This window comes from Rugosimonospora africana (assembly GCF_016862975.1).
Taxonomy (GTDB): domain Bacteria; phylum Actinomycetota; class Actinomycetes; order Mycobacteriales; family Micromonosporaceae; genus Rugosimonospora; species Rugosimonospora africana.
This window is the reverse complement of sequence record NZ_BONZ01000020.1, coordinates 14,952-38,063: the sequence shown is the minus strand read 5'-3', so window position 1 is coordinate 38,063 and position 23,112 is coordinate 14,952. Positions and strand designations below refer to the sequence as shown.

Annotated in this window: 19 protein-coding genes; 7 read left to right on the top strand and 12 right to left on the bottom strand. The window is 72.7% G+C overall.

The features are described 5' to 3' along the window. Nucleotides 1–59 precede the first annotated feature (59 nt). Nucleotides 60–1,043, top strand: a complete 984-nt coding sequence (locus tag Raf01_RS10865) for a TAXI family TRAP transporter solute-binding subunit (RefSeq protein ID WP_203917662.1) — start codon at nt 60–62, stop codon at nt 1,041–1,043. Here Raf01_RS10865 and Raf01_RS10860 read toward each other — a convergent pair. The 7 genes from Raf01_RS10860 to Raf01_RS10830 form a co-directional block, all read right to left on the bottom strand. Then, nucleotides 1,022–2,434 (bottom strand): sensor histidine kinase, encoded by a 1,413-nt coding sequence (locus Raf01_RS10860; RefSeq protein ID WP_203917661.1) that lies wholly within the window; start codon nt 2,432–2,434, stop codon nt 1,022–1,024. The genes Raf01_RS10865 and Raf01_RS10860 overlap by 22 nt on opposite strands. A 10-nt stretch (nt 2,435–2,444) precedes the next feature. Then, entirely contained in the window at nt 2,445–3,128 is a 684-nt protein-coding gene (locus Raf01_RS10855; RefSeq protein ID WP_203917660.1) for a response regulator transcription factor, read from the bottom strand. A gap of 75 nt (nt 3,129–3,203) precedes the next feature. After that, entirely contained in the window at nt 3,204–3,896 is a 693-nt protein-coding gene (locus tag Raf01_RS10850; protein WP_203917659.1) for an ABC transporter ATP-binding protein, read from the bottom strand. Beyond that, entirely contained in the window at nt 3,893–4,810 is a 918-nt protein-coding gene (locus tag Raf01_RS10845; protein WP_203917658.1) for an ABC transporter ATP-binding protein, read from the bottom strand. Before Raf01_RS10845 ends, Raf01_RS10850 begins: the two co-directional genes overlap by 4 nt. Then, complete coding sequence (locus Raf01_RS10840) at nt 4,807–5,877, bottom strand: branched-chain amino acid ABC transporter permease (protein WP_203917657.1); 1,071 nt, start codon at nt 5,875–5,877, stop codon at nt 4,807–4,809. Before Raf01_RS10840 ends, Raf01_RS10845 begins: the two co-directional genes overlap by 4 nt. Next, nucleotides 5,874–6,761 (bottom strand): branched-chain amino acid ABC transporter permease, encoded by an 888-nt coding sequence (locus Raf01_RS10835; RefSeq protein WP_203917656.1) that lies wholly within the window; start codon nt 6,759–6,761, stop codon nt 5,874–5,876. The genes Raf01_RS10840 and Raf01_RS10835 overlap by 4 nt, the downstream gene beginning before the upstream one ends. Continuing rightward, nucleotides 6,758–7,993: an amino acid ABC transporter substrate-binding protein gene (locus Raf01_RS10830; protein WP_203917655.1), complete on the bottom strand. Its 1,236-nt coding sequence runs from the start codon at nt 7,991–7,993 to the stop codon at nt 6,758–6,760. The genes Raf01_RS10835 and Raf01_RS10830 overlap by 4 nt, the downstream gene beginning before the upstream one ends. 507 nt (nt 7,994–8,500) lie before the next feature. On the opposite strand from Raf01_RS10830, the gene Raf01_RS10825 reads away from it, so the two are divergent. The 3 genes from Raf01_RS10825 to Raf01_RS10815 all read left to right on the top strand — a co-directional run bounded on the left by Raf01_RS10825 (nt 8,501) and on the right by Raf01_RS10815 (nt 13,579). Continuing rightward, nucleotides 8,501–11,398 (top strand): M36 family metallopeptidase, encoded by a 2,898-nt coding sequence (locus Raf01_RS10825; RefSeq protein ID WP_203917654.1) that lies wholly within the window; start codon nt 8,501–8,503, stop codon nt 11,396–11,398. Between the two features lie 150 nt (nt 11,399–11,548). After that, nucleotides 11,549–13,063: a glycosyl hydrolase family 79 C-terminal domain-containing protein gene (locus Raf01_RS10820; protein ID WP_203917653.1), complete on the top strand. Its 1,515-nt coding sequence runs from the start codon at nt 11,549–11,551 to the stop codon at nt 13,061–13,063. A 159-nt stretch (nt 13,064–13,222) separates the two neighbouring features. Beyond that, nucleotides 13,223–13,579, top strand: coding sequence for a hypothetical protein (locus Raf01_RS10815; protein WP_203917652.1), 357 nt, complete (start codon nt 13,223–13,225; stop codon nt 13,577–13,579). A gap of 18 nt (nt 13,580–13,597) precedes the next feature. Here Raf01_RS10815 and mscL read toward each other — a convergent pair whose 3' ends face one another. Continuing rightward, a complete protein-coding gene (gene mscL / locus Raf01_RS10810) occupies nt 13,598–14,041 on the bottom strand; it encodes a large conductance mechanosensitive channel protein MscL (RefSeq protein WP_203917651.1) in 444 nt (147 codons plus the stop codon). Between the two features lie 250 nt (nt 14,042–14,291). Between mscL and Raf01_RS10805 the strand changes: the two genes are divergently transcribed. After that, nucleotides 14,292–14,963, top strand: a complete 672-nt coding sequence (locus tag Raf01_RS10805; protein WP_239133516.1) for an HAD family hydrolase — start codon at nt 14,292–14,294, stop codon at nt 14,961–14,963. Nucleotides 14,964–15,056: 93 nt separating this feature from the next. Here the strand turns inward: Raf01_RS10805 and Raf01_RS10800 are convergent, their stop codons facing one another. The 4 genes from Raf01_RS10800 to Raf01_RS10785 form a co-directional block, all read right to left on the bottom strand. Further along, on the bottom strand, nt 15,057–17,609 hold the full coding sequence (locus Raf01_RS10800) for an ABC transporter permease (protein WP_203917650.1): 2,553 nt from the start codon (nt 17,607–17,609) through the stop codon (nt 15,057–15,059). Then, entirely contained in the window at nt 17,609–18,376 is a 768-nt protein-coding gene (locus Raf01_RS10795) for an ABC transporter ATP-binding protein (protein WP_203917673.1), read from the bottom strand. Before Raf01_RS10795 ends, Raf01_RS10800 begins: the two co-directional genes overlap by 1 nt. Nucleotides 18,377–18,556: 180 nt before the next feature. Then, the gene (locus Raf01_RS10790; RefSeq protein WP_239133515.1) at nt 18,557–19,261 is read right to left on the bottom strand and encodes a response regulator; all 705 of its coding nucleotides are present in this window, start codon (nt 19,259–19,261) and stop codon (nt 18,557–18,559) included. Nucleotides 19,262–19,264: 3 nt separating this feature from the next. Next, nucleotides 19,265–20,275: a RecB family exonuclease gene (locus tag Raf01_RS10785; RefSeq protein WP_239133519.1), complete on the bottom strand. Its 1,011-nt coding sequence runs from the start codon at nt 20,273–20,275 to the stop codon at nt 19,265–19,267. 622 nt (nt 20,276–20,897) lie between these two features. Here Raf01_RS10785 and Raf01_RS10780 point away from each other — a divergent pair. Next, nucleotides 20,898–22,109: a site-2 protease family protein gene (locus tag Raf01_RS10780; protein ID WP_203917671.1), complete on the top strand. Its 1,212-nt coding sequence runs from the start codon at nt 20,898–20,900 to the stop codon at nt 22,107–22,109. Continuing rightward, nucleotides 22,106–23,068, top strand: coding sequence for a tRNA (adenine-N1)-methyltransferase (locus Raf01_RS10775; protein ID WP_203917648.1), 963 nt, complete (start codon nt 22,106–22,108; stop codon nt 23,066–23,068). Before Raf01_RS10780 ends, Raf01_RS10775 begins: the two co-directional genes overlap by 4 nt. Nucleotides 23,069–23,112: the final 44 nt, after the last annotated feature.

Genomic DNA, 23,112 nt, shown 5'->3' with positions numbered 1-23,112 from the left:
CGGTAGCCCCCTAAGGTGCGCCCCAGCGGCGTACGTCACAGGGAGGGGGTGCGACCGGCGTGGCGGTACGGGCGGTCACGGCGCACCCGGCCTCGCGTCGCGCTCTCCTGGCCGCGGTACCGGCGGCCCTGGCCGGGTCGCTGGCGGCCTGCTCGGCCGGGTCAGAATTCCCGGCGGGCCCGTTCCGGATCGCCTCCGGCGGGGAGGGCGGCGTGTATTACGCCTACGCGCACGGCATCGCCAACGTGGTGCAGGCCGCGCTGCCGAGGCTGCGTCCGGTGGTCCTGGCGACGGCCGCCAGCGTGGAGAACCTCCGCCTGGTCTCCCATGACGGGTCGGCCGTGGGGTTCGCGACCGCCGACGTGGCCGCCGACGCCTACCGGGGCACGGCATCGTTCGCCACGCCGCTGCCGGTCGTGGCGCTGGCCCGGGTCTACGAGAACTACCTGCACCTGGCGGTGCGCCGGGATCTGCGGGTGACCGTCCTGTCGCAGTTGCGCGGGCGCCGGGTGTCGATCGGGCCGGTGGGGTCGGCGACCGAGGTGGTGGCGACCCGGCTGCTGTCCCTTGCCGGCATGGATCCTGCCCGCGACCTGCGCGCCGACGGGTTGGACCCGGACGCGGCCGCGCGCGCGGTGGCCGCCGGGGTGCTGGACGCGATGTTCTTCTCCGGCGGCGTACCCACGGCGGCGATCGTGGACCTGTCCCGGCGGGTACCGATCACCCTGGTGGACCTCAGCGGGTACCTGCCGGCGCTGCGCGAGCGCTACGGCGAGGTGTACTTCGCGCGGACCATCCCGGCGTCCGCGTACGGGCTGGACGTTCCCACCGCCACGGTCGGCGTACCCAATTTCCTGGTGGTCGAGCGGTCGATGCCGCAGCGGCTCGCGTACCGGCTGGTCAAAGCCCTCTTCGAGCACCGCAACCTGCTGGCCGCCGCCCATCCGGAGGGGCAGCGGCTGGACCGGGGCGCCGCGATCGCCACCGATCCGCTGCCGCTGCACCCGGGCGCGGTGCGCTACTACCGGGAAGCCAAGAACTGACTGGCCGCCAGTTCCGGCGGCGTGGCGGCCGGGAAGCGCAGCCGCGCGCACAGCCCGGTGGGCCGCGCCGCGCGGAGGTCGAGCCGCCCGCCGGACGCCTCGACCAGGACGGTGGCGATCGGCAGTCCCAGCCCGGTGCCGTCGATGTTCTGTACGTGGGCGGCGCGCCAGAACCGTTCCGTCGCCCGGCCGCAGTCGGCCTCGCCGAGGCCCGGACCGTCGTCGGTCACGCTGATCTCGACGGCGTCCGGGTCGGCCGCGACGTCCACCACCACGGTCGCGCCGCGCCCCGCGAACTTCAGCGCGTTGTCGATCAGGGCGTCCAGGGCCTGGCCGACGGCGGTCGACACGGCCCGGGCGCGGGCCTGCCCGACACCGGTACGGCGCAGCGTGATGCCCCGCTGCGTGGCCAGCGGCTGCCAGCCGGCCACCCGCTCGTCGGCGGTGGCCGCGGCGTCGACCGTCTCGAGGGCGTACCGGCCGCGTTCGGCCCGGGCCAGCGCGAGCAGGCCGTCCAGGATGCGGCGCAGGCGCTCGGTCTCCTCCAGCGCCAGCCGGTGCTCCTCGCCTCCGGTCGGGTCGGCGATGAACGTACCCAGCTCCTCCACCCGCAGCCGCAGCGCGGTCAGCGGGTTGCGCAACTGGTGGCCGGCTTGCGCGACGAACGCCCGCTGGCGCTCCAACGCGTCGGCCAGTTCGTCGGCCATCGTGTTGAAGGAGTGCACGAGCCGGCGCAGCTCGGGCGGCCCGAGCGCGGTGGGTACCCGGGTGTCCAGCGCGCCGTCGCTGATCCGGTGGGCAGCGTCGTCGAGCCGGGCGACCGGGCGCAGCAGCCACCGGGCCAGGGCGAGGGCGACGAGCGAGAACAGGGCGTACGCGGCCAGCCCGCCACCGGTCATCTCCAGCCAGCCGCGCAGCACGTCGGAGCGCAGCCGGTCGGTGGGAGACAACGTGATCACCGCGCCGGTGACCTCGCCGCCGGCACTGACCGGTACCGCGATGGCCAGCGGCGCGTGCTGCCACGGCCAGACCGTGCGGCCGGCGCCGATCCGCTCGCCGGCCAGCGCCTGGCCGATCGGGTAGCGCATGGCCGAGGTGGTGAAGTCGGCGCGGTTGCCGGTGGTGACGACGAGGTTGGCGTCGCGGTCCACGACCGCCGCTTCGATGCCGTACAGCTCGTAGTAGCGCCGCAGGTCCGCGGTCAGCGTGACCAGCTCGCCGGTGCGCAGCGCCGGATCGGCGAGCGAGGCGAACCGGGTCGCGTCGATGTCGCGGTCGAGCACGGTCTGCTGGGTACGCCGCACGGCGAGGCTGATCCCGAGCGGGATCTCCAGGCACAGCAGGACGAGGGTGAGTAGGGCGAGGTACGTGAGGACCAACCGGTTGCGCATCCCGCCCCCGCTACCGGTCGGCGGTCGGTGCCCCGGCCGACGCCGCGCGCAGCCGGTACCCGACCCCGCGGACGGTCTGGACCAGCCCCGGGTCGCCCAGCTTGCCGCGCAGCGCGGCGACGTGCACCTCGACCGTGTGCGGGTTGCCGGTCCAGGTGGTCTGCCAGACCTCGGCGAGCAACTGGTCCCGGGTGACCACGGCTCCACCGTGCCGGACCAGTACCGCCAGGATGTCGTACTCCTTGCGGGTCAGCACGATCTCGGTGTCGCCCGCGGTCACCCGGTGGGCGTCCAGGTCGACCGCGATCGGGCCGAGCCGGACGACTCCGTGGTGCGCTCGGGTCCGCACCGCCCGGCGCATGACGGCCTCGATGCGCGCCTGGAGTTCGGCCATGCCGAACGGCTTGACGATGTAGTCGTCCGCGCCGACCCGCAACCCGGCCACCCGGTCGCGCTCGTCGGACCGCGCGGTCACCGCGATGATGGCCACGTCGCCGCGGCGGCGCAGTTCGCGGCAGACCTCCATGCCGTCCCGGTCGGGCAGGCCGAGGTCCAGCAGGACGAGGTCGACGTGCGGCGCGGCCAGCGCCTCAGCGGCGCTGTACGCGTGCAACAGGTCGTACCCGCGCCGGGCGAGGGCGGTGTGCAACGCGCCGGCGACCCGGATGTCGTCCTCCACCAGGAGCACCCGCATAGCGGCAGCATAGGCGCGCGGCGTGTCCGGCATCAGGGTCGCAACCGCAAGAATCACGCAAGTCTCCGGCGCGCGTCAGATCCCCAGGTACGCCTCGCGGACCCGCGCGTCGCCGGCGAGCTGGGCGGCCGGACCCTCCAGCACGACCACCCCGTTCTCCAGCACGTACCCCCGGGCCGCGAGCTCCAGCGCGGCGCCCGCGTCCTGCTCCACCAGCAGGATCCCGGTGCCCGTGGCGGCGATGGCGACGAGCCGCGCCATGATCTCGTCGACGAGCACCGGGGCGAGGCCGAGCGACAGCTCGTCGATGAGCAGGAACCGGGGCTGGCTCATCAGCGCCCGCGCGATCGCGCACATCTGCTGCTCGCCGCCGGACAGCGAGCCGGCGGCCTGGCGCAGGCGGTCGGCCAGCCGGGGGAACAGGGCCAGCACCGGCTCCAGGTCCCGGTTGCGGTTCTGCCAGCCGCCGAGGCGCAGGTTGTCGCGTACGGTCAGGCCGGGGAACAGCCGCCGCCCCTCGGGTACGTGGGCCACCCCGGCCCGGGCGATCTGCTCGATCGACGCGCGGTCGAGGTTGCGGTCGTCCACGCGTACGCTGCCGCGGCTCGCCCGTACCATGCCCGAGGCCACCCGCAGCAACGTGGACTTCCCGGCGCCGTTCGGGCCGACCAGCGCCACGATCTCGCCGGGCGCCACGGTGACCGTGACGTCGTGCAACACCAGCACCCGGCCGTAGCCGGCGCTGATCCCCTCCAGCGCGAAACTCATCGCGGCTCCTCTTCCCGCTCCGCCAGTGGCGCTGGCCCCGACTGCTCGGACGACGGGTCGGAATCGCCGCGTGGCGTCCGACGCGCCGAGCCGGACTGGTTGAACCGGGTGCCCAGGTACACCGCGATGACCCGCTGGTCGGACAGGACGGCGGTCGGTTCGCCGGTGGTCAGCACCTCGCCCTGGTGCAGGACGAGAACCTGGTCGCAGACCGCGGAGATGGCGCTCATCACGTGCTCGACCATGAGCAGCGCCAGGCCGTCGCGGCGCAGCGAGCCGATCAGCTCCAGGGCCGGCCCGATCTCGCCGGGTCGCAGCCCGGCGAGCACCTCGTCCAGCAGCAGCACCCGGGGGCGCAGGCCGAGCGCCTTGGCCAGTTCCAGCCGCCGGGCGTCGGCCACCGACAGCTCGGCGGGCGCGAGGTGCGCCTTGTCGGCGAGGCCCACCCGTTCCAGGGTCTCCAGCGCGTCCCGCCGCACCGCGGCCAGGGTGCGCCGGCCGGCGCGCGGGCGGGCGGCGCCGGTCCCGGAGCGCCGCCCGCCCACCGCCCCGGCGGGCGCACCGGTCGTGGTGCCGGCCGGTCCCCGCGCGCCGTACAGCCCCGCGACCACCACGTTGTCCGCCACCGTCATGCCCCGGAAGGGCTTGACGATCTGGAACGTGCGGGCGACCCCGGCCTGGGCGATGTGCCAGGGGCGCTTGCCGGTGACGTCGTGCCCGTCGAGCAGCACGGTGCCGGCGTGTGGCCGCAGGTGCCCGGTCAGCAGGTTGATGAGGGTGGACTTGCCGGCGCCATTGGGCCCGATGACGCCGAGGATCTGGCCCGGGTACAGGTCGAGGTCCACCGAGTGGGTGGCGCGCAGGCCGCCGAAGCGCCGGGACAGGCCGCGCGCCGCCAGGATGGGCGCGGTCACAGCCGGTACCTCCGGAGGTTGGCCAGCGGCGAGAACCGCCGGGTACGCACCGCGTCGTGGACGTACGTGGTGAAGCCCTGGGGCAGCAGGATCACCGCGGCGATGATGAGCCCGCCGAGCAGGAACGTGTGCACCAGCGGGTAGTGCTGGCGCAGCCACTCGGAGGCGAACGCGACGGCGACGGCGCCGATGACCGGACCGATCACGGTACCCGCGCCACCCAGCATCACCATCACGACCATCAGCACCGTGATGTCCACGTCGAACAGCCGCTCCGGATAGATGGTGACCTGCTGGAAGGCGTACGCCGCGCCGACCGCCCCGGTCAACGCGGCGGAGACGGCCAGCGCCATCGTCTTGGCCACGGTGGTGTTGATGCCCATCGCCGCCGCAGCGTCCTCGTCCTGGTTGATCGCGCGCAGCGCGTACCCGGCGCGGGAGGTGGACACCAGCAGCCCGACGCCGACCAGCACCCCGGCCAGCAGCAGGAACAGGACGTAGAACCCGTCGTTGCCCAGCCAGCGGGTCGGCGCCCCGGCGTCGACCGTGGGTACGGTGATCCCGGCACCGCCGCCGGTCAGCCCCGGCACGTTCGTCACCACCTCGCGCAGCCCCTCGGCCACCCCGAGCATGGCCACCGCGAAGTAGTGCCCGCGCAGCCGCAGCAGCGGCGCGCCGATCAGCGCGGCGAACACCCCGACGAGCACCGCCGAGGCCGGCAGCGCCAGCCAGAACGACAGCCGTGCGTGGGTCATCAGCACCGCCGTCGTGTACCCGCCGAGACCGAAGAACCCGACCTGGCCGAAGCACGCGTACCCGGCGTAGCCGCCGATGAGGTTCCACGCCACGGCCAGCGACACGAACATCAGGATCGTGCTGGCCGTGCGCTCCTGCCCGGTGTAGAGCTGGGTCTGCAGGCCGAAGCCCGCGACGACCGCGAGCACCAGCAGCAGCCACGGCGTCGTTCGCCGCCACCGGGGCGGCCGCAGCACCGATCCCGGTTCGGACGGCCGGGCCGGCGACCCGGTGGCCGGCGCGGCAGTGTCCACTGTGGGCACCCCGGTCACACCTCGACCCTGGCCGCGTAGAAGGAGCGCCCGGCCAGCCCCTGCGGCCGTACCGCGAGCACCACCACGAGTACGGCGAAGGCCACGGCGTTGACCAGGGTCCCGGGCAGCAACTGCCCGCCCCACGCCTCGGCCAGCCCGAGCAGCAGGCCCCCGTACAGCGCGCCGGACATGGTGCCCAGCCCGCCGAGTACCGCGGCGACGAAGCTGAACAGCGTGAACCGCCCGGCGTCGGCGGGGGAGAACGTGCCGATGGTGCCGACCGCCGCACCCGCGATGCCGGCCAGCGCGACGGCCAGCCCGAACGTCAGCGCGTACACGTGCGCGGCCTTGATGCCCATCAGCCGGGCCGCGCCCCGGTCCATCCCGGTCGCCAGGATGGCCAGCCCGATCCGGGTGTGCCGCATCAGGTACCCGAGGGCCAGCGTGAGCCCGACCGCGAGCAGCGCGGCGATCAGCCGGCCCAGTGGCAGCCGGACGTCGCCGGGCAGCGCCAGGGACGTGGTCGCGTACCCGGTCGGGATCGAACGATAGTTCGCCGTGAACAGCATGATCATCCCGTTGACGATGACCAGTTCGAGCCCGAACGTGAGCAGCAGCGTGATGAACACCGGCGCGTTGATGACCAGGTTGACCAGGTACCGCTGCACCAGGTACCCGAGGGCGAACAGCGCCACCGCCACCACCGGTACGGACAGGAACGGGTCGATCCCGGTCCACGAGTGCAGCTCGAAGGCCAGGTAGGCGCCGGCCACCACGAACGCGCCGTGCGCCAGGTTGACCACGTTCATCACCCCCCAGACGAGCGAGAAGCCGACCGCTACCAGGGCGAAGACTCCGCCCTGGAGCAGCCCGTACAGGGTGGCCTGGAGGAACTGACTCATGAGGTGGTCCCGGGCCACGTCATGGCGGCCTCCGCGGACTCCTTCGGCCAGACCGCGACCGGCTTGCCGTTCTGGATCTGAACGACCGCCATGGTCTTGGTGAGGTTCTCGCCGTTGGGGGCGAACTTCAGCGGCCCGAAGAAGCTCTGCTCGTCGAGCCCGGCGATGGCGTCCCGGACCTTGTCCGGTTCGGTCGAACCGGCCTTCTGCACGCCCAGCACCAGCACCAGGCACGCGGCCGTGGCCTCGGCGCCGTGGTACTCCGGCTCCCGGCCGGAGAACGCCGCCTTGAACGTGGTGGCGTAGTCCGACGCGGTACCGAACCAGTCGTCCTTGCCCGTGGTCTTGACCGTCCACTGGGTCGACCCGAGCACGCCGTTGGCGGCCGGACCCAGCGTCTGCGCGAAGTCCGGGGTCGGCGGCGCCACCGTCTCGGCGAACCCGCCGGACGGGGTGATGCCCAGTTCCTTGCTCTGCTTCACGATGGCCACGCCCTCGGCCAGGTGCGCGGAGCCCAGGATGACGTCCGGGTTCTTGCCCTTCAGCTTGGTCAGCGCCGCGGAGACGTCCGAGGTGCCGTTGGGCACGTACTCGGTGTCGACCACCGTGAAGCCGAGCTGCTTGGCCTTGTCGACGCCGCCCTTGGTGGCGGTCTTGGAGAAGCCGTCGTCGGCGGAGACGAACGCGAGCGTCTTCGGGCGCGGGTTCGCCAGGTCGTAGAGCGCCTGGACCATGCTCGCCGCGTACTCGGTCGCCGGGGAGAGCACCGCGAAGGTGCGCTTGTAGCCCTTGGTGAAGATGCTGTCATCGGCGCCGGAGCTGTCCACCATGACCTGTCCGTTGCGCTCCACCACCGCGGCGGTCGACGCCGTGGTCGCCGAACCGTACGGCCCGAGGATCAGCCGTACCCCCTTGTCGTTGAACTGGTCGACCAGCTGGCCCGCGGTGTCCGGCGCGGACGTGTCGTCCTGGTACTGGATCTGCAGGGTGAGCTTCTTGCCGCCGACGCTGACCCCGCCTTTTTTGTTCACCACGTCCTGGCAGACCTGGTACCCCTCCTTGGTCAGTGTCCCCTCCCGCGCGAGGGAACCGGTCAGCGACAGGGAGGCGCCCACGGTCAGCGTGCCGGTCTTGGCTCCGGTGTCCGTCGCCTCGCCCTTCGAGCCGCAGCCGGCCGCGACCAACACCAACACTGACGCCACGGCGGCGCTGCGCATCAATCGTGTCTTCACGGTCCATCCCACCGTTCGTTGAGTTCTCGCCAGCCCGACCCACGACCCGGCCCGGATGCCTCGCCGGCCCGGCGGGATCAGCCGTGCGTCGGGCCGGGAACCGGGCGGAACCGGGACGTGGAACGCGTGGCACAACCGTAGGGATCCTTCGATGACCGACGATGATCTCCGGACGTTTCTTGACGAAGACTGGAGGTCTGCCGGGCGCTGGGCCCGGCGATCCTTGCGCGCCGGGGCACGATCTGTTATCCACGAGTAACGTTCGAATATTGAGGTTAGTCGATCAATTGCGCATCTTCGCGACTGTCCGCGACCACCCGCGAGCCCCTCGCGAGCACCCGCGACCACCCTCCCGATCTCTTCCGGTTCCGAACCTCGTCCCCTGTCGCACCGGTGAACCGGTGCGGTTTCCCGTTGCCGCGACCGGTCTGGCTCGGCGCGTCTGACGCGCGCCGCGACCCAGACCAGTCACCAAAGGAGGTGGCTTACGTGCACAGACGTGGCTGGATGAACAGACACCGTTCGAGATGGACCGCCGGGTACCCGCTGGCGGCCGTGGTGGTGGCCGGCCTGACCGCCGCCGGCCCGGCCGCCCACGCGGCCCCGCCCGACAGGCCGGCGTCCGTCACGGCGTCGCCGTTCCTCGGCGAGGGGCACGGTCCCCGGGACGAGGACAACCGCGCCGGTACCGCGGCGCCGGACGCGACCCAGCGGGCGATGGCCGGCCGGCTGGGGGCCGTACCGTGGAACACCCTCGGCACCCCGCGCGCGCTGGGTCCGGGAGCGGCCCTGGCGACCGGCCTGTCCGCCGACCCGGACAGCGCGGCCCGCCAGTACCTGGTGGGCAACCACGACCTGTACGGCTTCGACGCGGCGACCGTCGCGGCGATGGACACGGTGCTCGTCCAGCCGATCGGTGACGCGTCGGTGGTCACGCTGCGCCAGCGGTTCGGCGACCTGCCGGCCGGCCACGACGGGCTGGTCTCCATCCTGGTCTCGCACGGCTCGGTGATCCGGGTGACCTCGTCGCTGTCCCGCGACACCCGCGCCCCGCAGCCGGCCACGCTGTCCGCCTCGGAGGCGGTCGACGCGGCGCTGGCCGACGCCGGCCTGTCCCGGGACCGGGTGCAGGCGCCCGAGACCCGTCAGGTCGCGGTACCCACTCCGTTGGACGGTCCCCGCGCGGCGTACCTGGTCACGCTCATCTCGACGGACACCGCCGACCCGGCGGCGTACAACACCTACGTCGACGCCCGTACCGGTCGGGTGCTGGTCCGCGAGGACCTCGTCGACTTCGACTCCGACAACCCCACCTGGGCGGTGTTCCCGGCGACGGCGCCACGGGTCGTGAAGCCCGGTACCGATCCCCGCGTGCACTGGTGCCTGCACTGGCAGCCCGGCTGCGTGAAGACGGTCAGCGACCCGGTCAGCGGCCAGGCGTGGGACGTCGACCTGACCACCGGCGCGCCCACCGGCACGTCGGTCGGCAACTCGGCCAACGACACGGTCCGCTGGGGCGGCACCAGCACCCCGGTGAACGCGACCCCGAGCCCGGACCGCGAGTACACCTACCCGTTCACCGACCAGTGGCAGGCCGCCCGGTGCGACCCGGCCGGGTTCGCCTCGGCGCAGCGCAACGACGCCGACGCGGCCGTGACGAACCTGTTCGCGATGCACAACAGCATGCACGATTTCGCGTACCACCTGGGCTTCACCGAAGCGACCTGGAACCTGCAGGCGGTCAACCTCAGCGGAGCCGGCAAGGGCGCCGACGCCGAGCAGGGCCGGGCACAGTCCGGCGCGCTGACCGGCAGCCGCAACAACGCCAACCAGGGCACCGGGGCCGACGGCCTGCCGCCGACCACCAACATGTTCCTGTGGCAGCCCCAGGCGGGCGCGGCCTACCCGCCGTGCGTCGACGGCGACTACGACATGACGGTGATCGGGCACGAGTACACCCACGCCATCACCAACCGCATGATCGCCGGTCCGGACAGCGGCATCACCTCCTTCCAGGGCGGGGCGATGGGGGAGGCGTGGGGCGACCTGACCGCGGTCGAGTACCTCGCCGAGAACGGGCTGCGCGCGCCCGGCGCCACCCCGTTCGTGGTCGGCGCGTACGTGACCGGCAACGACGTCACCGGAATCCGCGACTACGACGGCAGCCGAAGCCCGCTGAACTACTCGGACGTGGGCTTCGACCTGGTCGGCCCCGAGGTGCACGCGGACGGCGAGATCTGGGTCGCGACGAACCTGCGGGTACGCGACGCGTTCGTCAAGCGGTACGGGACGGGCAACGCCCTCATCCAGCGGGCCTGCGCCCAGGGCGCGATCCCGGTGACCGCCTGCCCCGGCAACCGGCGCTGGATCCAGCTCATGTTCGACTCCTACCTGCTGGAGGCGGACAGCCAGTTCAGCATGCTCGACATGCGGGACAACATGCTGGCCGCCGACGTGGCCCGGTTCCACGGTGCCGACCAGGCGCTGATCTGGGGCGCGTTCGCGGAATCCGGCATGGGCCGGGACGCCTCGTCCGCCCCCAACGACACGGATCCGACGCCGAGCTTCGCCTCCCCGTACGCGAAGAACGTCACGGTCACCCTGAAGCCGAAGGGCGACGCCGCCACGGCACCGGTCCGGCTCTATGTCGGCGACTACGAGGCCCGGGCGGTACCGGTCGCGGACACCGACCCGGCGACCCCGATCCCGGACACCTTCGCGATCGTGCCGGGCACGTCCTTCGACCTCACCGTCACGGCCCCCGGATTCGGGACGGAGAGGTTGCGGCAGTCGTTCCACGGCAAGACGCAGGACCTGAGGCCGGACCTGTCGCGCAACCTGGCGTCCGGCGCGTCCGGCGCGACGGTCTCCGGCGACGGCGTCAACCTCGACAAGATCGTGGACGACACCGAGGCGACCGACTGGGCGTCGCTGGACGGCGTCGCGGGCCGGCAGGTCACCGTCGCGCTCGCCGGCGGCCGGCCGCAGACGGTACGGCGGGTGAACGTCAGCGCGCTGCTGCGCCCGGCGATCACCGGCGACGTGGACACCGGTACCCAGAACCGGTTCTCCGCGCTGCGCTCGTTCGCGATCCTGGCCTGCGACGCGACGGTCTCGGACTGCTCCACCGACGCCGGGTACCACCAGGTGTACCGCAGCGCCCCGGACGCGTTCCCGGCCGCGGCGTTCCGGCCGACTGCGCCGCAGCTGAACCTGCGCTCGTTCGACATCAGGCCCACCCGGGCCACGCACCTGCGCCTGCGGGTACTGGCGAGCCAGTGCACCGGCGGCCCCCGGTACGCCGGTGAGCAGGACAACGATCCGGCCGCCACGACCGACTGCGCCACCGGGAGCCCGTTCGCGGCCCAGGTACGCGTGGCGGAGTTCCAGGCGTTCGCTCACTGATCGCGGCACATCCCTACCGGGGCCGGTGGACTTTCCACCGGCCCCGGTTCGTTCCCGCGGAATGATCCGTTGCCGCCCGGATGATCGACGGCTATCGTGGCCGAACACATTGATGGACGTCGTTCAGGTATGTGACCGGAGGTGCTGCGGATGGACGGGGCGAGGACGGGACGGCGACGGCGCTGGTACACGGCCGGGGTGACCGCGGTACTGGTCGCGGCGCTGGGCCAGGCGGTGGCGGTCGACCAGGCGGCGGGCTCGGCGCCGGCCGCGGGCAGCGTGGTCACGGTGGACTCCGCGCACCCATCGGGCCGCATGCCCGGGGACTTCGTCGGGCTGTCCTACGAGATGCGCGAACTGTCGGCGCAGTGCCTGACCGGGGACTGCACCGGAAACTTCGCCGCCGACCGGGGCGACCTCGTCGCGCTGCTGAAGAACCTCGGCGTCAGCAACGTCCGCATCGCCGGGAACCAGCTCGACCGCGACACCCTGTGGGTACCCGCCGGGCAGCAGCCACCCGACCCGCTGCCCAGCTGGACCGCGGACGTCGTGACGCCCACCGACATCGCCCGGCTGGACGGCGTCCTGCGGCGTACCGGCTGGAAGGCCGAGGTCGGCATCAACCTCGCGCACTACGATCCGGCGCTGGCCGCCGACGAGGCGCACACCCTCGCGTCGATCCTGGGACCGCGCCTGGCCGGAGTCGAGTGCGGCAACGAACCCAACCACTACGCCAGCAACGGATACCGGACCGCGCCCTACGGCTTCGCGCAGCACCAGCAGGACTGGGAGGCGTGCGCCGCCCTGGTCGGCGACTCGCCGATCGCCGCGCCCGACCTGTCGTCGCCGACCAGCACGGTCGACTGGTTCGACCAGTTCGCGCAGGCCGAACGCGACCGGGTCGCCATGCTGACGATCCACAACTACACCGGCGCCACGACCATCGCTCAGCTGCTCTCGCCGGAAATCCGGGCGAGCGAGCTGGCCAACGTCGCCCCGCAGCTGGCCACCGCGCGGGCGCTGGGCATCCCCATCCGGCTCGACGAGACCAACTCGGCGGTCGGCGGGGGCATCGAGGGCGTGAGCGATGTGTACGCCTCGGCCCTGTGGGCGATGGACTACAACCTGACGATGGCCCAGGCGGGCTTCGCCGGGCTCAACTTCCACGGCGGGTTCGGCGTCTGCGGTGAGCCGCTGTTCAACGGCAAGTACCAGCGGTACACCCCGATCTGCGCCGCGACCGCGCAGGACGAGCAGGACAAGATCTACACGGCGGCGCCCGAGTACTACGGGCTCTACATGGCCAGCCAGTTGGCGTCGGGCCGGTTCCTGCCGGTGACCGTGTCCAGTGACCACAACGTGACGGCGTACGCGGTCCGTGGCGACGACGAGCGCACCCGGATCGCGGTGATCGAGAAGGACGACACCTCGGGTCCGGCGGTACCGGTGAGCATCGAGGTCGGCGGGCGGGACGCGACGGCGTCGGTCGTCCACCTCACCGGCTCGGCGCTGGACAGCGCGGACGGGGTCGCGGTCCAGGGCGCGACCGTGGACCGGCACGGGCGCCTCGACCCCAAACGGCCGGACCGGGTACGGGCCCGCCACGGCACGGTGAACCTCGACGTGGCGTCGGGCAGCGCGGTGATCGTGACGCTCGACCGCTGAGGCTCGGCTTCCTCGCCAGTACGGCCGACCCGTGCTCGTCCGTACTGGCGACAGCCGTTCGTATTCCCGGAGCCAGTACCGGCTCGACCGGCCGGATTGGCCGGCTTGAGTCGCCTGAGTGACAGTGCGTGAGCGATGCTCACGGTCACACTCCGTGTTGTGTCGGCGGCGACGGCAATGGTCGGACTGTTCGTCGGCCTCCTCATCGGGGGGCCGGCGGGATTCACGTACGCGGTGGCCCGGCGTGGCTGGTCGGACCGTGGCAAGGCCCGGGAGATGGCCAAGCAGTACGAGCGGGATGCCCGCGACGCCGCCCGTACCACGCTGAGCTGGGTCGGGGTCGGCATCCTCCTGGTCGTCATCACGTTCGCGTGCGTGGTCGGCGCCGCCAGCCGGAACCGGGCCGGCTCCGCTGCCTGCGCCCCCACGTCACGCCCGACGGCGGCCGTGTCCCGCCCGTCGGAGGCCGGCCGGCTCGTCGCCGCCGAGGCATCCCCGACCGCCTGCTCGCGGTAGGGACGCCCCGGCGGGGTCTTACGGGCGGGCGCGACCCTGAGGCGGCGGGTCCAGCGGGGTACGGGGGCGGACCGCCCCCTGCTGGACGACCAGGGCGTCCCGGATGTCGGTGAGCAGCCGAACCTCCTCCGACGGCGCCGCGGGCGGCGGCTCCTGGCCGCGCCGGCGCCGCTCGGCCAGCTTGTTCATCGGGAAGACCACGAGGAAGTACAGGACGGCGGCGGTCAGCAGGAAGGTGATGGCGGCGTTGATGAACGAGCCGTAGTCGAATTTCGCGTGGCGCACGCTGAACGTCGCACCCTGGTGTGTCTCGGTGCTGCCCCCGAACACCTGGATCAGAGGCTTGAGGAAGGAGTCGGTGAACTGTGTCACCAGACCGGTGAACGCGGCACCGATCACGATGCCGACCGCCAGGTCGACGACGTTGCCGCGCATGATGAAGTCTTTGAATCCCCTGAGCATCGGGTCACCCTATGGCGCGGGACCCGGCCGGCCAAACCGGCACGTGCCGCGCGGCGTGCCACCCCGGTGCCGTACGCCGGCCGTTCGCCGCCGGTTCGGCGACCGGCCGGGCCACGTCCACCCGGGGCCAAAAACCGGGCCGACCGCTGGACCCGGCCGCGGGCTCAGTCGCCGGGCGAGCGGTGGCGGGCTGCGCTACCTGCGTCACAGCAGGCGCTGTCTCGGGCCACGCCGGGCTAAGATTGCGATCATGACCGGCGCCGATCCCCTCGCGGCCGTCCTCTTCGACATGGACGGCACGCTCGTGGACAGCGAGAAGGTGTGGGATGTCGGGCTCACCGAGCTCGCTGCGCGCTACGGCGGCGTACTCTCCGCACAGGCCCGGGTGCAGATGGTCGGCACCAGCATGATCGACTCGATGACCATCCTGCACAACGACATCGGGCAGCCTTGGCGCGACCCGTACGCCAGCACGCAGTGGCTGGAGGAGCGGGTCAAGGAACTGTTCGCCGACGGGCTGGTGTTCCGCCCGGGTGCGGCGGAGCTGCTGGGTGCGCTGTTCGACGCGGGGATCCCGATGGCACTGGTCACCGCGACTCGCCGGCACCTGGTCGAGGTGGCGCTGGAGACGATCGGCCGGCGGTACTTCGACGCGGTGGTCTGCGGCGACGAGGTCGACGAGAGCAAACCGCATCCGCTGCCGTACCTGACCGCCGCCGCCCTGCTCGGCGTCGACGTGAGCCGGTGCGTGGCGATCGAGGACTCGCCGACCGGGGCGGCCAGCGCCCGCGCGGCCGGTGCGGCGGTGATCGCCGTACCGTGCGAGGTCGACCTGTCCGGGCTGGCCGGCGTGACGCTGGTCGACAGCCTGGTCGACATCGACCTCCCGTACCTGCGCCGCATGGTGAGCCGGGAGAGCTGACGCCGGGCACCGCACCGGAAACGCGGCCCGGTACACCCCCCGTCGGTGCGTACCGGACCGCGTCTTCACCCCCGTCGGGTGCCGACGACTGCCTCACTCGTAGGCGATCGCCGCCAGCACGTTGACCTTCGCCGCCCGGATCGCCGGCAGGATCGCGGCGACCACCCCGACGGCAGCGGCCAGCACCAGGTACAGCGCCATCCGGGACCACGGGAACGCGAGGACGGTGAAGCCCTGGTCGCGCAGGGCACGGACCACCGCGGCACCCAGCCCGCTGCCCACCGCGAGGCCGAGCAGCGCGCCGAACACCGAGATGACCACCGCCTCGACCGTCACCATGCGCATCGCCTGCGCCCGGCGCAGCCCGATCGCCCGCAGCAGGCCCAGCTCCCGGGTCCGTTCCAGCACCGACAGCGCCAGGGTGTTGACGATCCCGAGCACCGCGATGAGGATGGCCAGCGCCAGCAGGATCTGGATCATCGTGAGGATCGTGTTGAACTGCGAGGTCTGCTGGTCGACGTACTCGGTACGGTCGGCGACGTTGATCCCGGGGCTGTCCGCCAGCAGCCCGTTCACCGCGGTCTTGACCGAGTTGACGTCCGCCCCCGGTGTTAGCTTGATCATCGCCTGCTGCGGCTGTGCCGACCGGAACCCGGAGACGTCCGCGGCCGACAGGACCCACCCGGCGTACACGTCGTTGTCCCGGTAGATCCCGGTGACGGTGAACGTCCGCGCGTCGCCCCGGGTCAGCTGTACCGGTACCTGGCTGCCGACGTGCAGCCCCAGCGACGTGGCCTGCTTCTCGTCCACGATCAGCTGCCCGGAACCTTCGGTGCCGATCGTGCCCGACTTCGCCGACAGCCCGAACATGTCCCGCAGTGCCTGGGGATCGTCGACCGCGTCGACGCCCGTGACCTTGCCGTCGACCCGCGCCTGGTCGTGGTAGAACCCGGCGACCTGGGCCACCCCGGGAGTCGAGCGCGTCTTGTCCAGTACCGCCTTGTCGAAGGTCGGCGGAATCGACGAGTTGCCCCCTTCGCCGGAGATGACCAGGTCGGCGCTGACCTGGGTGTCGGCCACGTTGTGGATGCTCGATGTCGCCGAGGTCAGGATGACGTTCACCCCGGTGATCAGCGCGAGGCCGACCATCAGCGCGGCCGCCGTGATGGCGGTACGGCGCGGGTTGCGCGCCGAGTTGCGCCGGCCCAGCTGACCCGGAACGGACCAGGCGAACAGCCGGCCGAGAACGGACACCACCGGGCGGCCGATCAGCGGGGTGAGCAGCGCGACCCCGATGAACGACACGAGTACGCCGCCAAGGATCGCCCACAGCGTCGCGTCGCCGCCGTCACCGGCCAGGCCGACCCCCAGCACACCGATCCCGGCCGCGGTGACCACGCTGCCGGCGACCGTCACCCGGGTCAGCGGGCGGTCGGTGGCGGCCACCTCGCGCATCGCCGCGATCGGTGCCACCCGGGCGGCCCGCAGAGCGGGGAGCGTGGCGGCCACGAGGGTGATGACGACGCCGACCGCGAAGGACGCGATCACCGCCGAGGCGGGTACCCCGATCCCGGCCAGGTGCAGGCCGCTCGCGCCGAGGTTGGCGAACAGGTACGCGAGCAGCGCCCCGACGCCGATCCCGGCGCCCAGCCCCAGTACCGACGCGATGGTCCCGATGACCAGCGCCTCCAGCAGTACCGAGTTGATGATCTGGCGGCGGCTGGCGCCCAGCGAGCGCATCAGCGCGAGTTCGCGGACGCGCTGCGCCACGATGATGGAGAACGTGTTCAGGATCAGGAAGATGCCCACGAACAGCGCCACGCCGGCGAAGCCGAGCAGGACGTAGTTGAAGAACGACAGGGCCTTCTGGAAGCCCGCCGACGCGTCATCGGCCAACTGCTTGCCGGTCTTGACCTGGTAGTCACCGCCGACCGCGGTGGCGACCCGGTCGCGCAGCGCGGAGTCGCTCACCCCGGGGCCTGCCCGCACGTCGACGTCCGAGTACGCGTCCGGCGTACCGAGCATGAGCTGCTGGGCCACCGGCGTGGTGAACGCGACGCTCTGCTCGCCGCCCAGCGAGTCGCGGCCACCGCTGTACCCGAAGATGCCCACCAGGGTGAACGTCTTCTTCGGCTCGAGCGTGAGCACGGAGACCTGATCGCCGATCTTGAGGTCGGCGGTCTTGGCGAGACCGGCGTTGATCACGATCTCGTCGTCCGCCGCCGGAGCCCGGCTGCCCGGCTCCAGCTGGGCGAACCCGCCGCCGGTCCAGTTCATGCCGAACTGGGGGGCGCCGTACGTGGTGACGACCTTGCCGTTGTGGCCGATCACCCGGGCGCCGTCCACCTGTACCTCACCGGTGGCCGAAGCCACCCCGGGTACCTGCCGGACGGTGTCGACCAGCGATCCGGGCAGGCTCGCCACGCCCTGGTCGTTGCCGACCCCGGTAGCGACCTTCGACTTCGCGGCCACCTGCACGTCGGTGTTGGCGTACGCGGTCGAGAACAGGCTGGTGAACGAGCGGCCGAGGGTGTCGGTGAGCACGAACGCCCCGGCGACGAACATGACGCCGAGCACCACGGCGAGTCCCGACAGGACCAGCCGCAGCTTGCGCGACATCAGGCTCTTGAGCGTGGCGCGCAGCATCAGACGTCTCCGTCCCGGCTGGCGGCCAGCACGTCGATGCGCTTCATGGTCTCCAGGACCGCGTCCGCCGTCGGCTCCCGCAGCTCGGTCACGACCTCACCGTCGGCGAGGAAGATGACCCGGTCGGCGTACGAGGCGGCGTTGGGATCGTGGGTGACCATGACGATCGTCTGGCCGAAGTCGCGTACCGAGTGACGCAGGAAGCCGAGCACCTCGGCGCCGGAGCGGGAGTCCAGGTTTCCGGTCGGCTCGTCGGCGAAGACGACCTCGGGTCGGGACACCAGCGCGCGGGCGCAGGCGACCCGCTGCTGCTGGCCGCCGGAGAGCTGGCTGGGCCGGTGGTGCAGCCGTTCGCGCAGGCCGACCGTCTCGATCACTGTGTCGTACCAGGCGGGGTCGGGCTTGCGCCCGGCAATCGACAGCGGCAGCAGGATGTTCTCCTCCGCGGTCAGCGTGGGCAGCAGGTTGAACTGCTGGAAGATGAAGCCGACCTGATCGCGGCGCAGTTTCGTCAGCCCCGCGTCGGACAGGCCGGCGAGCTTCGTGGCGCCGATCGACACCTCGCCGCGGGTCACCGTGTCCAGGCCGGCGAGGCAGTGCATGAGGGTCGACTTGCCGGAGCCGGACGGCCCCATGATGGCAGTGAACTGACCGCGGCGTAGCTCGACGCTGACCGAGCGCAGGGCGACGACCTGAGCCTCACCCGCGCCGTACACCTTCCAGACGTCTGTCGCACGGGCGGCGACCCCCGTCGAAGATGCCGTGATGGTTCCCGGCGTCCTTGTCACCGATTCCTCCCGAGTGATGTGGACCGGCCGGGCGGTTCACCCGGCCGGCACTGCCCATCCTCGGGGCACGATCGGCTGCCGACCTCCGCCCACGGGTGTAACCGAGGCGGAATTCCGGGTGGGGGTCAGCCCCCACCCGGAGTCAGGGTTGACCCCGAGTCAGGGTTGACCTCGGGCCGGCGCCGCCGCCCGGGCGCCCGGACGCACCAGGCCGCACTCGTAGGCCAGCACCACCGCCTGCACCCGGTCGCGCACGCCGAGCTTGGCCAGCACGTGCGCGACGTGCGTCTTGACCGTGGTCTCGCTGACCGACAGCCGCGCCGCGATCTCGGCGTTGGTCCACCCCCGGGCGACCTCCACGAGCACCTCCCGCTCGCGGTCGGTCAGCGCGGACAGGCTGTCCGGAACCCGCTCGGCCGGATCGGGCAGCGCCGCGCCGAACCGGTCCAGCAGGCGGCCCAGGACGGGCGGTGCGATCACGGCGCCCCCGGCCGCGATGGTGTGGATCGCCGCGACCAGGTCCTCGCTGGCCACGTCCTTGGCCAGGAAGCCGCGCGCCCCGGCCCGCAACGCGCCGACCACGTAGTCGTCGACGTCGAAGCTGGTCAGGATGAGCACCCGGACCGGCAACCCGCTGGCGGCGATCGCCCGGGTGGCCGCGATGCCGTCCAGGCGCGGCAGCCGGACGTCCATCAGGACGACATCGGGCAGCAGCCGGCGGGCCAGGTCGACCGCCTCCGTCCCGTCACCCGCCTCGCCGACCACGTGCAGGTCGCCGTGGGCGGCCAGGACGGTGCGGAATCCGGTGCGCTGCAACGCCTGGTCGTCGGCGATCAGCAGCCGCACCGGCCGGCGGGTGGCCACGGTTCAGTTGTCCATCGGGCCCGGCGGCTCCGCCGACGGCGCCACCACGAGCTGCGGGAACGGTGGCGGGGTGCCACCGTATGCCGGACACAGCGCCTGGTGCGCGCACCAGCCGCACAGGCGGCTCGGCTTGGGCCGGAAGTCGCGCTCTGCGGTGGCCCGGTCGATCGCGTCCCACAGCGCGATCAGCGTGCGCTCGAACCGGTCCAGCTCGTCGACCTCGGGCGCGTAGTCGCAGATCTCGGCGTCTTTGAGATAGAGCAGGCGCAGCACCTTCGGGACCACGCCGCGGGTGCGCCAGAGCACCAGCGCGTAGAACTTGAGCTGGAACAGGGCCCGCGCCTCGAACGCCTCGCGTGGCGCGCCACCGGTCTTGTAGTCGACCACCCGCAGGTCGCCGGCCGGAGACTCGTCGAGCCGGTCGATGTATCCGCGCAGCAGCAGCCGGCCGTCGTCGACCTCGACGCTGACCAGGCACTCCCGCTCGGCGGGCGCCAGCCGGCGCGGATCCTCGACGGCGAAGTACCCACCGAGCAGGTCCCTGGCGCCGGCCAGGAACTCCTCGGCGGTCATGGCGACGGCGCGCGGCCCGGCGGGCACGTCGGCCGGCCCGGCAGGCCCGTCGGCGGGAGCCGCCGGCCCGTCAGCGGCAGCGGCCGGCCCGTCGGCGGCAGCGGTCGGGCCGTCAGCGGGAGCCGCCGGTCCGTCAGCGGGAGCGGCTGGCGGGTCGGCCGGAGCGGTGCCCCCGGTCTCGCCGGGTGCCGGGGCGGCGGTGAACACCTCCAGCAGGTCGGCCTGCTCCTCGACCATCCGCCGCCACTCCGGCTCGACCAGGTCGACAGCCCGCTGCGGGACGCGATCGGCCGCCGGCAGGTCGAACAGCCGGTCGAGCACCGCGTGCACCAGGGTGCCCCGCAACTGGTCCGGCGTCGGCCGCTCGGGGAGCCGGTCGATGGAGCGGAACCGGTAGAGCAGGGGACAGGTCTTGAAGTCGGCCGCCCGGGAGGGGGACAGCGAGGGCCGGCGGGGCGCGGCCTCCTCCGGTGTGCCCCCGGCCGGTGCCGATCCCGGCGACCTGCCTGGGGCGTCGCGCGGCAGACGCGCCGAGCCAGACCGGTGGAACTCCGGACCCTTGCCCTGGGCGGGTATGCCGCCCGCCCAGGCCGGTGCCGCGTCTCTCGGCGCTGCGACGTCTGGTGCCGCGTCTCCCGGTGCCGCGGCGTCTGGTGCCGAGTCGTCTGGTGCCGAGTCGTCTAGTGCCGTGTTCGCCTTACCCGGACCCGTCGTCGCCGCGTGCACCGTCATGGGACAAGGCTAGGGCAGGGGTACGACGAAACCTTCGACAGTCTGGGCCGCGGCGCGTCTGGCGCCGCGCCGCGACCGGGATCAGTCGCCGACCACTCTGGCCCGACGCGGCTGACGGCCGCGCCGCAATTCGGACCGGACGCCCGCTCAGGCCCGGCGCGGCTGGCGCGGGGCCGCGTCTGGCGCCGCGGAATGACCCAGACGGTCGCCGCGCCCTGCGGCTGGGTACGCGTCGCCGTGAGTCCGTAGCATCGACACGATGGAGGACCGAGTCGCGCCACCCCCGGCCGGGAACACCCCCGCCGGCTCGCCACCGCCGCGGAACGCCGGCATGCCGCTGGGCAGGGTGGCCGGCGTACCCGTGTTCCTGACCGCCTCCTGGTTCGTGCTGGCCGTCCTGATCACCGTGACGTACGGCGGCGTGGTCGCCGCGCGCCGTCCGGAGCTGCCCACCGGGTTCGCCTACCTCATCGGGTTCGGCCTGGTCATCTGCCTGCTGGTCTCGGTGCTGCTGCACGAGCTGGGGCACGCGTTGACCGCCCGCCGGTACGGCATCGGGGTCCGCGGCATCACCCTGGAGATGCTCGGCGGCTACACCGAGATGGACCGGGACTCGCCCCGCCCCGGGATCGAGGCGATCGTGTCGCTGGTCGGGCCGGCCGTGTCGTTCGCGATCGGCTTGCTCGCCGCCCTGGCGACCGCCGTGCTGCCGGACGGCACCGTCCTGCACGAGCTGGCGTTCCAGCTCGCGTTCAGCAATCTGGTGGTGGCCGTGTTCAACGTGCTGCCCGGGCTGCCCCTGGACGGCGGCCGGGCGCTGCGCGCCGGGGTCTGGGCGATCAGCAAGGACCGGCACCTGGGCGACCGGGTGGCCGGCTGGACCGGGCGGCTGGTCGCGGTCGCGAGCCTGCTCGCCGCCGTGGCGCTGTATCTCAGCCACATCCTGCTCTGGCTCGGCCTGATCATCACGGTGCTGGTCGCCTGGACGCTGTGGAGCGGGGCCAGCCAGTCGATCCGGTTCGGCCGGATCGGGGTACGGCTGCCGATGGTCAACGCCGGCCGGCTGGCCCGGCCGCTGGTCGCGGTGCTCACCGGCACTCCGCTGGCCGAGGCGCTGCGCCGGTACGGGGAGGCGCCGTCGCCCCCGCCGCCGGCTGGGTACCCGCCGCTGCCGTCCCCGCCACCCGCGTCCCAGGGGCCGCCGTCCCCGCCGGTGTACCCGGATCCGGCCGCCCCGTTCCCGCCGCAGCCGCCGGTACTGGTCGTGGTGAACTCGGCCGGCCAGCTGCTCGGCGTCGTCAACGAGGCCGCGGTCGCCGCGGTACCGCAGGAGCGCCGGGCCTGGGTGGCGGTCGACACCGTGGCCGCCGGGCTGGACCGGGCCAAGGTGCTGCCCGCCGGCCTGGGCGGGATGGACCTGGTCGAGGCCGTTCAGGCCAACCCGGCGAGCGAGTACGTGGTGACCTTGGGCGAGGATGTGGTGGGCGTCCTGCGGGTCGCCGATCTCATGCGCGTACTCGAACCCAGGGGGCAGTCCCGTTGACCGCACCGTCCACCGTCACCGCCCGGCGCGGCCCGTTCCAGCCCGGCGACCGGGTCCAGCTCACCGACCCGAAGGGGCGGCTGCACACGCTGGTACTGGAGCCCGGCCGGATCTTCCACACCCACCGGGGCGGCCTGGCCCACGACGACCTCATCGGCGCGCCGGAGGGCAGCGTCGTCAGCTCCAGCGGCGGCACGGCCTACCTCGCGCTGCGGCCCTTGCTGGCCGACTACGTGCTGTCCATGCCTCGTGGCGCTCAGGTGATCTACCCGAAGGACGCGGCCCAGATCGTCGCGATGGGTGACATCTTCCCCGGGGCGCGGGTGCTGGAGGCCGGCGCCGGCTCCGGCGCGCTGTCCTGCTCGCTGCTGCGGGCGGTCGGGGCGCGCGGTGAGCTGATCTCGTACGAGCTGCGGCCGGACTTCGCGGCGATCGCGGAGCGTAACGTGGCCGACTTCTTCGGGGAGCGTCCGGAGAACTGGACCCTGCGTACCGGCGACGTCGCCGATTGCCAAGAGACCGGGTTCGATCGGATCATTCTTGACATGCTCGCCCCGTGGGAGATGTTGGACCTCGTCTCCCGGGCTCTGGTACCGGGTGGGGTCTTCATCGGCTATGTCGCCACCACGCCCCAGCTGTCCGAGTTGGTGGAGGCGCTGCGCGAGCGGGGTGGGTTCACCGAGCCCCGGGCCTGGGAGTCGCTGATCCGGGACTGGCACGCGGAGGGCCTCGCGGTCCGCCCCGACCACCGGATGATCGCCCACACCGCGTTCCTGGTCAGCGCGCGCCGGCTGGCTCCCGGAGTGCTGGCGCCACCGCGCCGCCGCAAGCCGAGCAAGGGCGCCGAGGCGTACGCGCTGCGCCGGGCCGCGACCCAGCCGTCCGTGGAGCCGTCCGGCGAGGTGCCGGCCGCGCCGGCCGACGCACCGCCGGCGAGCCTGCCCGAGGACGCGACGTGACCGGTCGCGTCCGCACCCCTGCGCCGGGCGGTGCCCGGACCCCT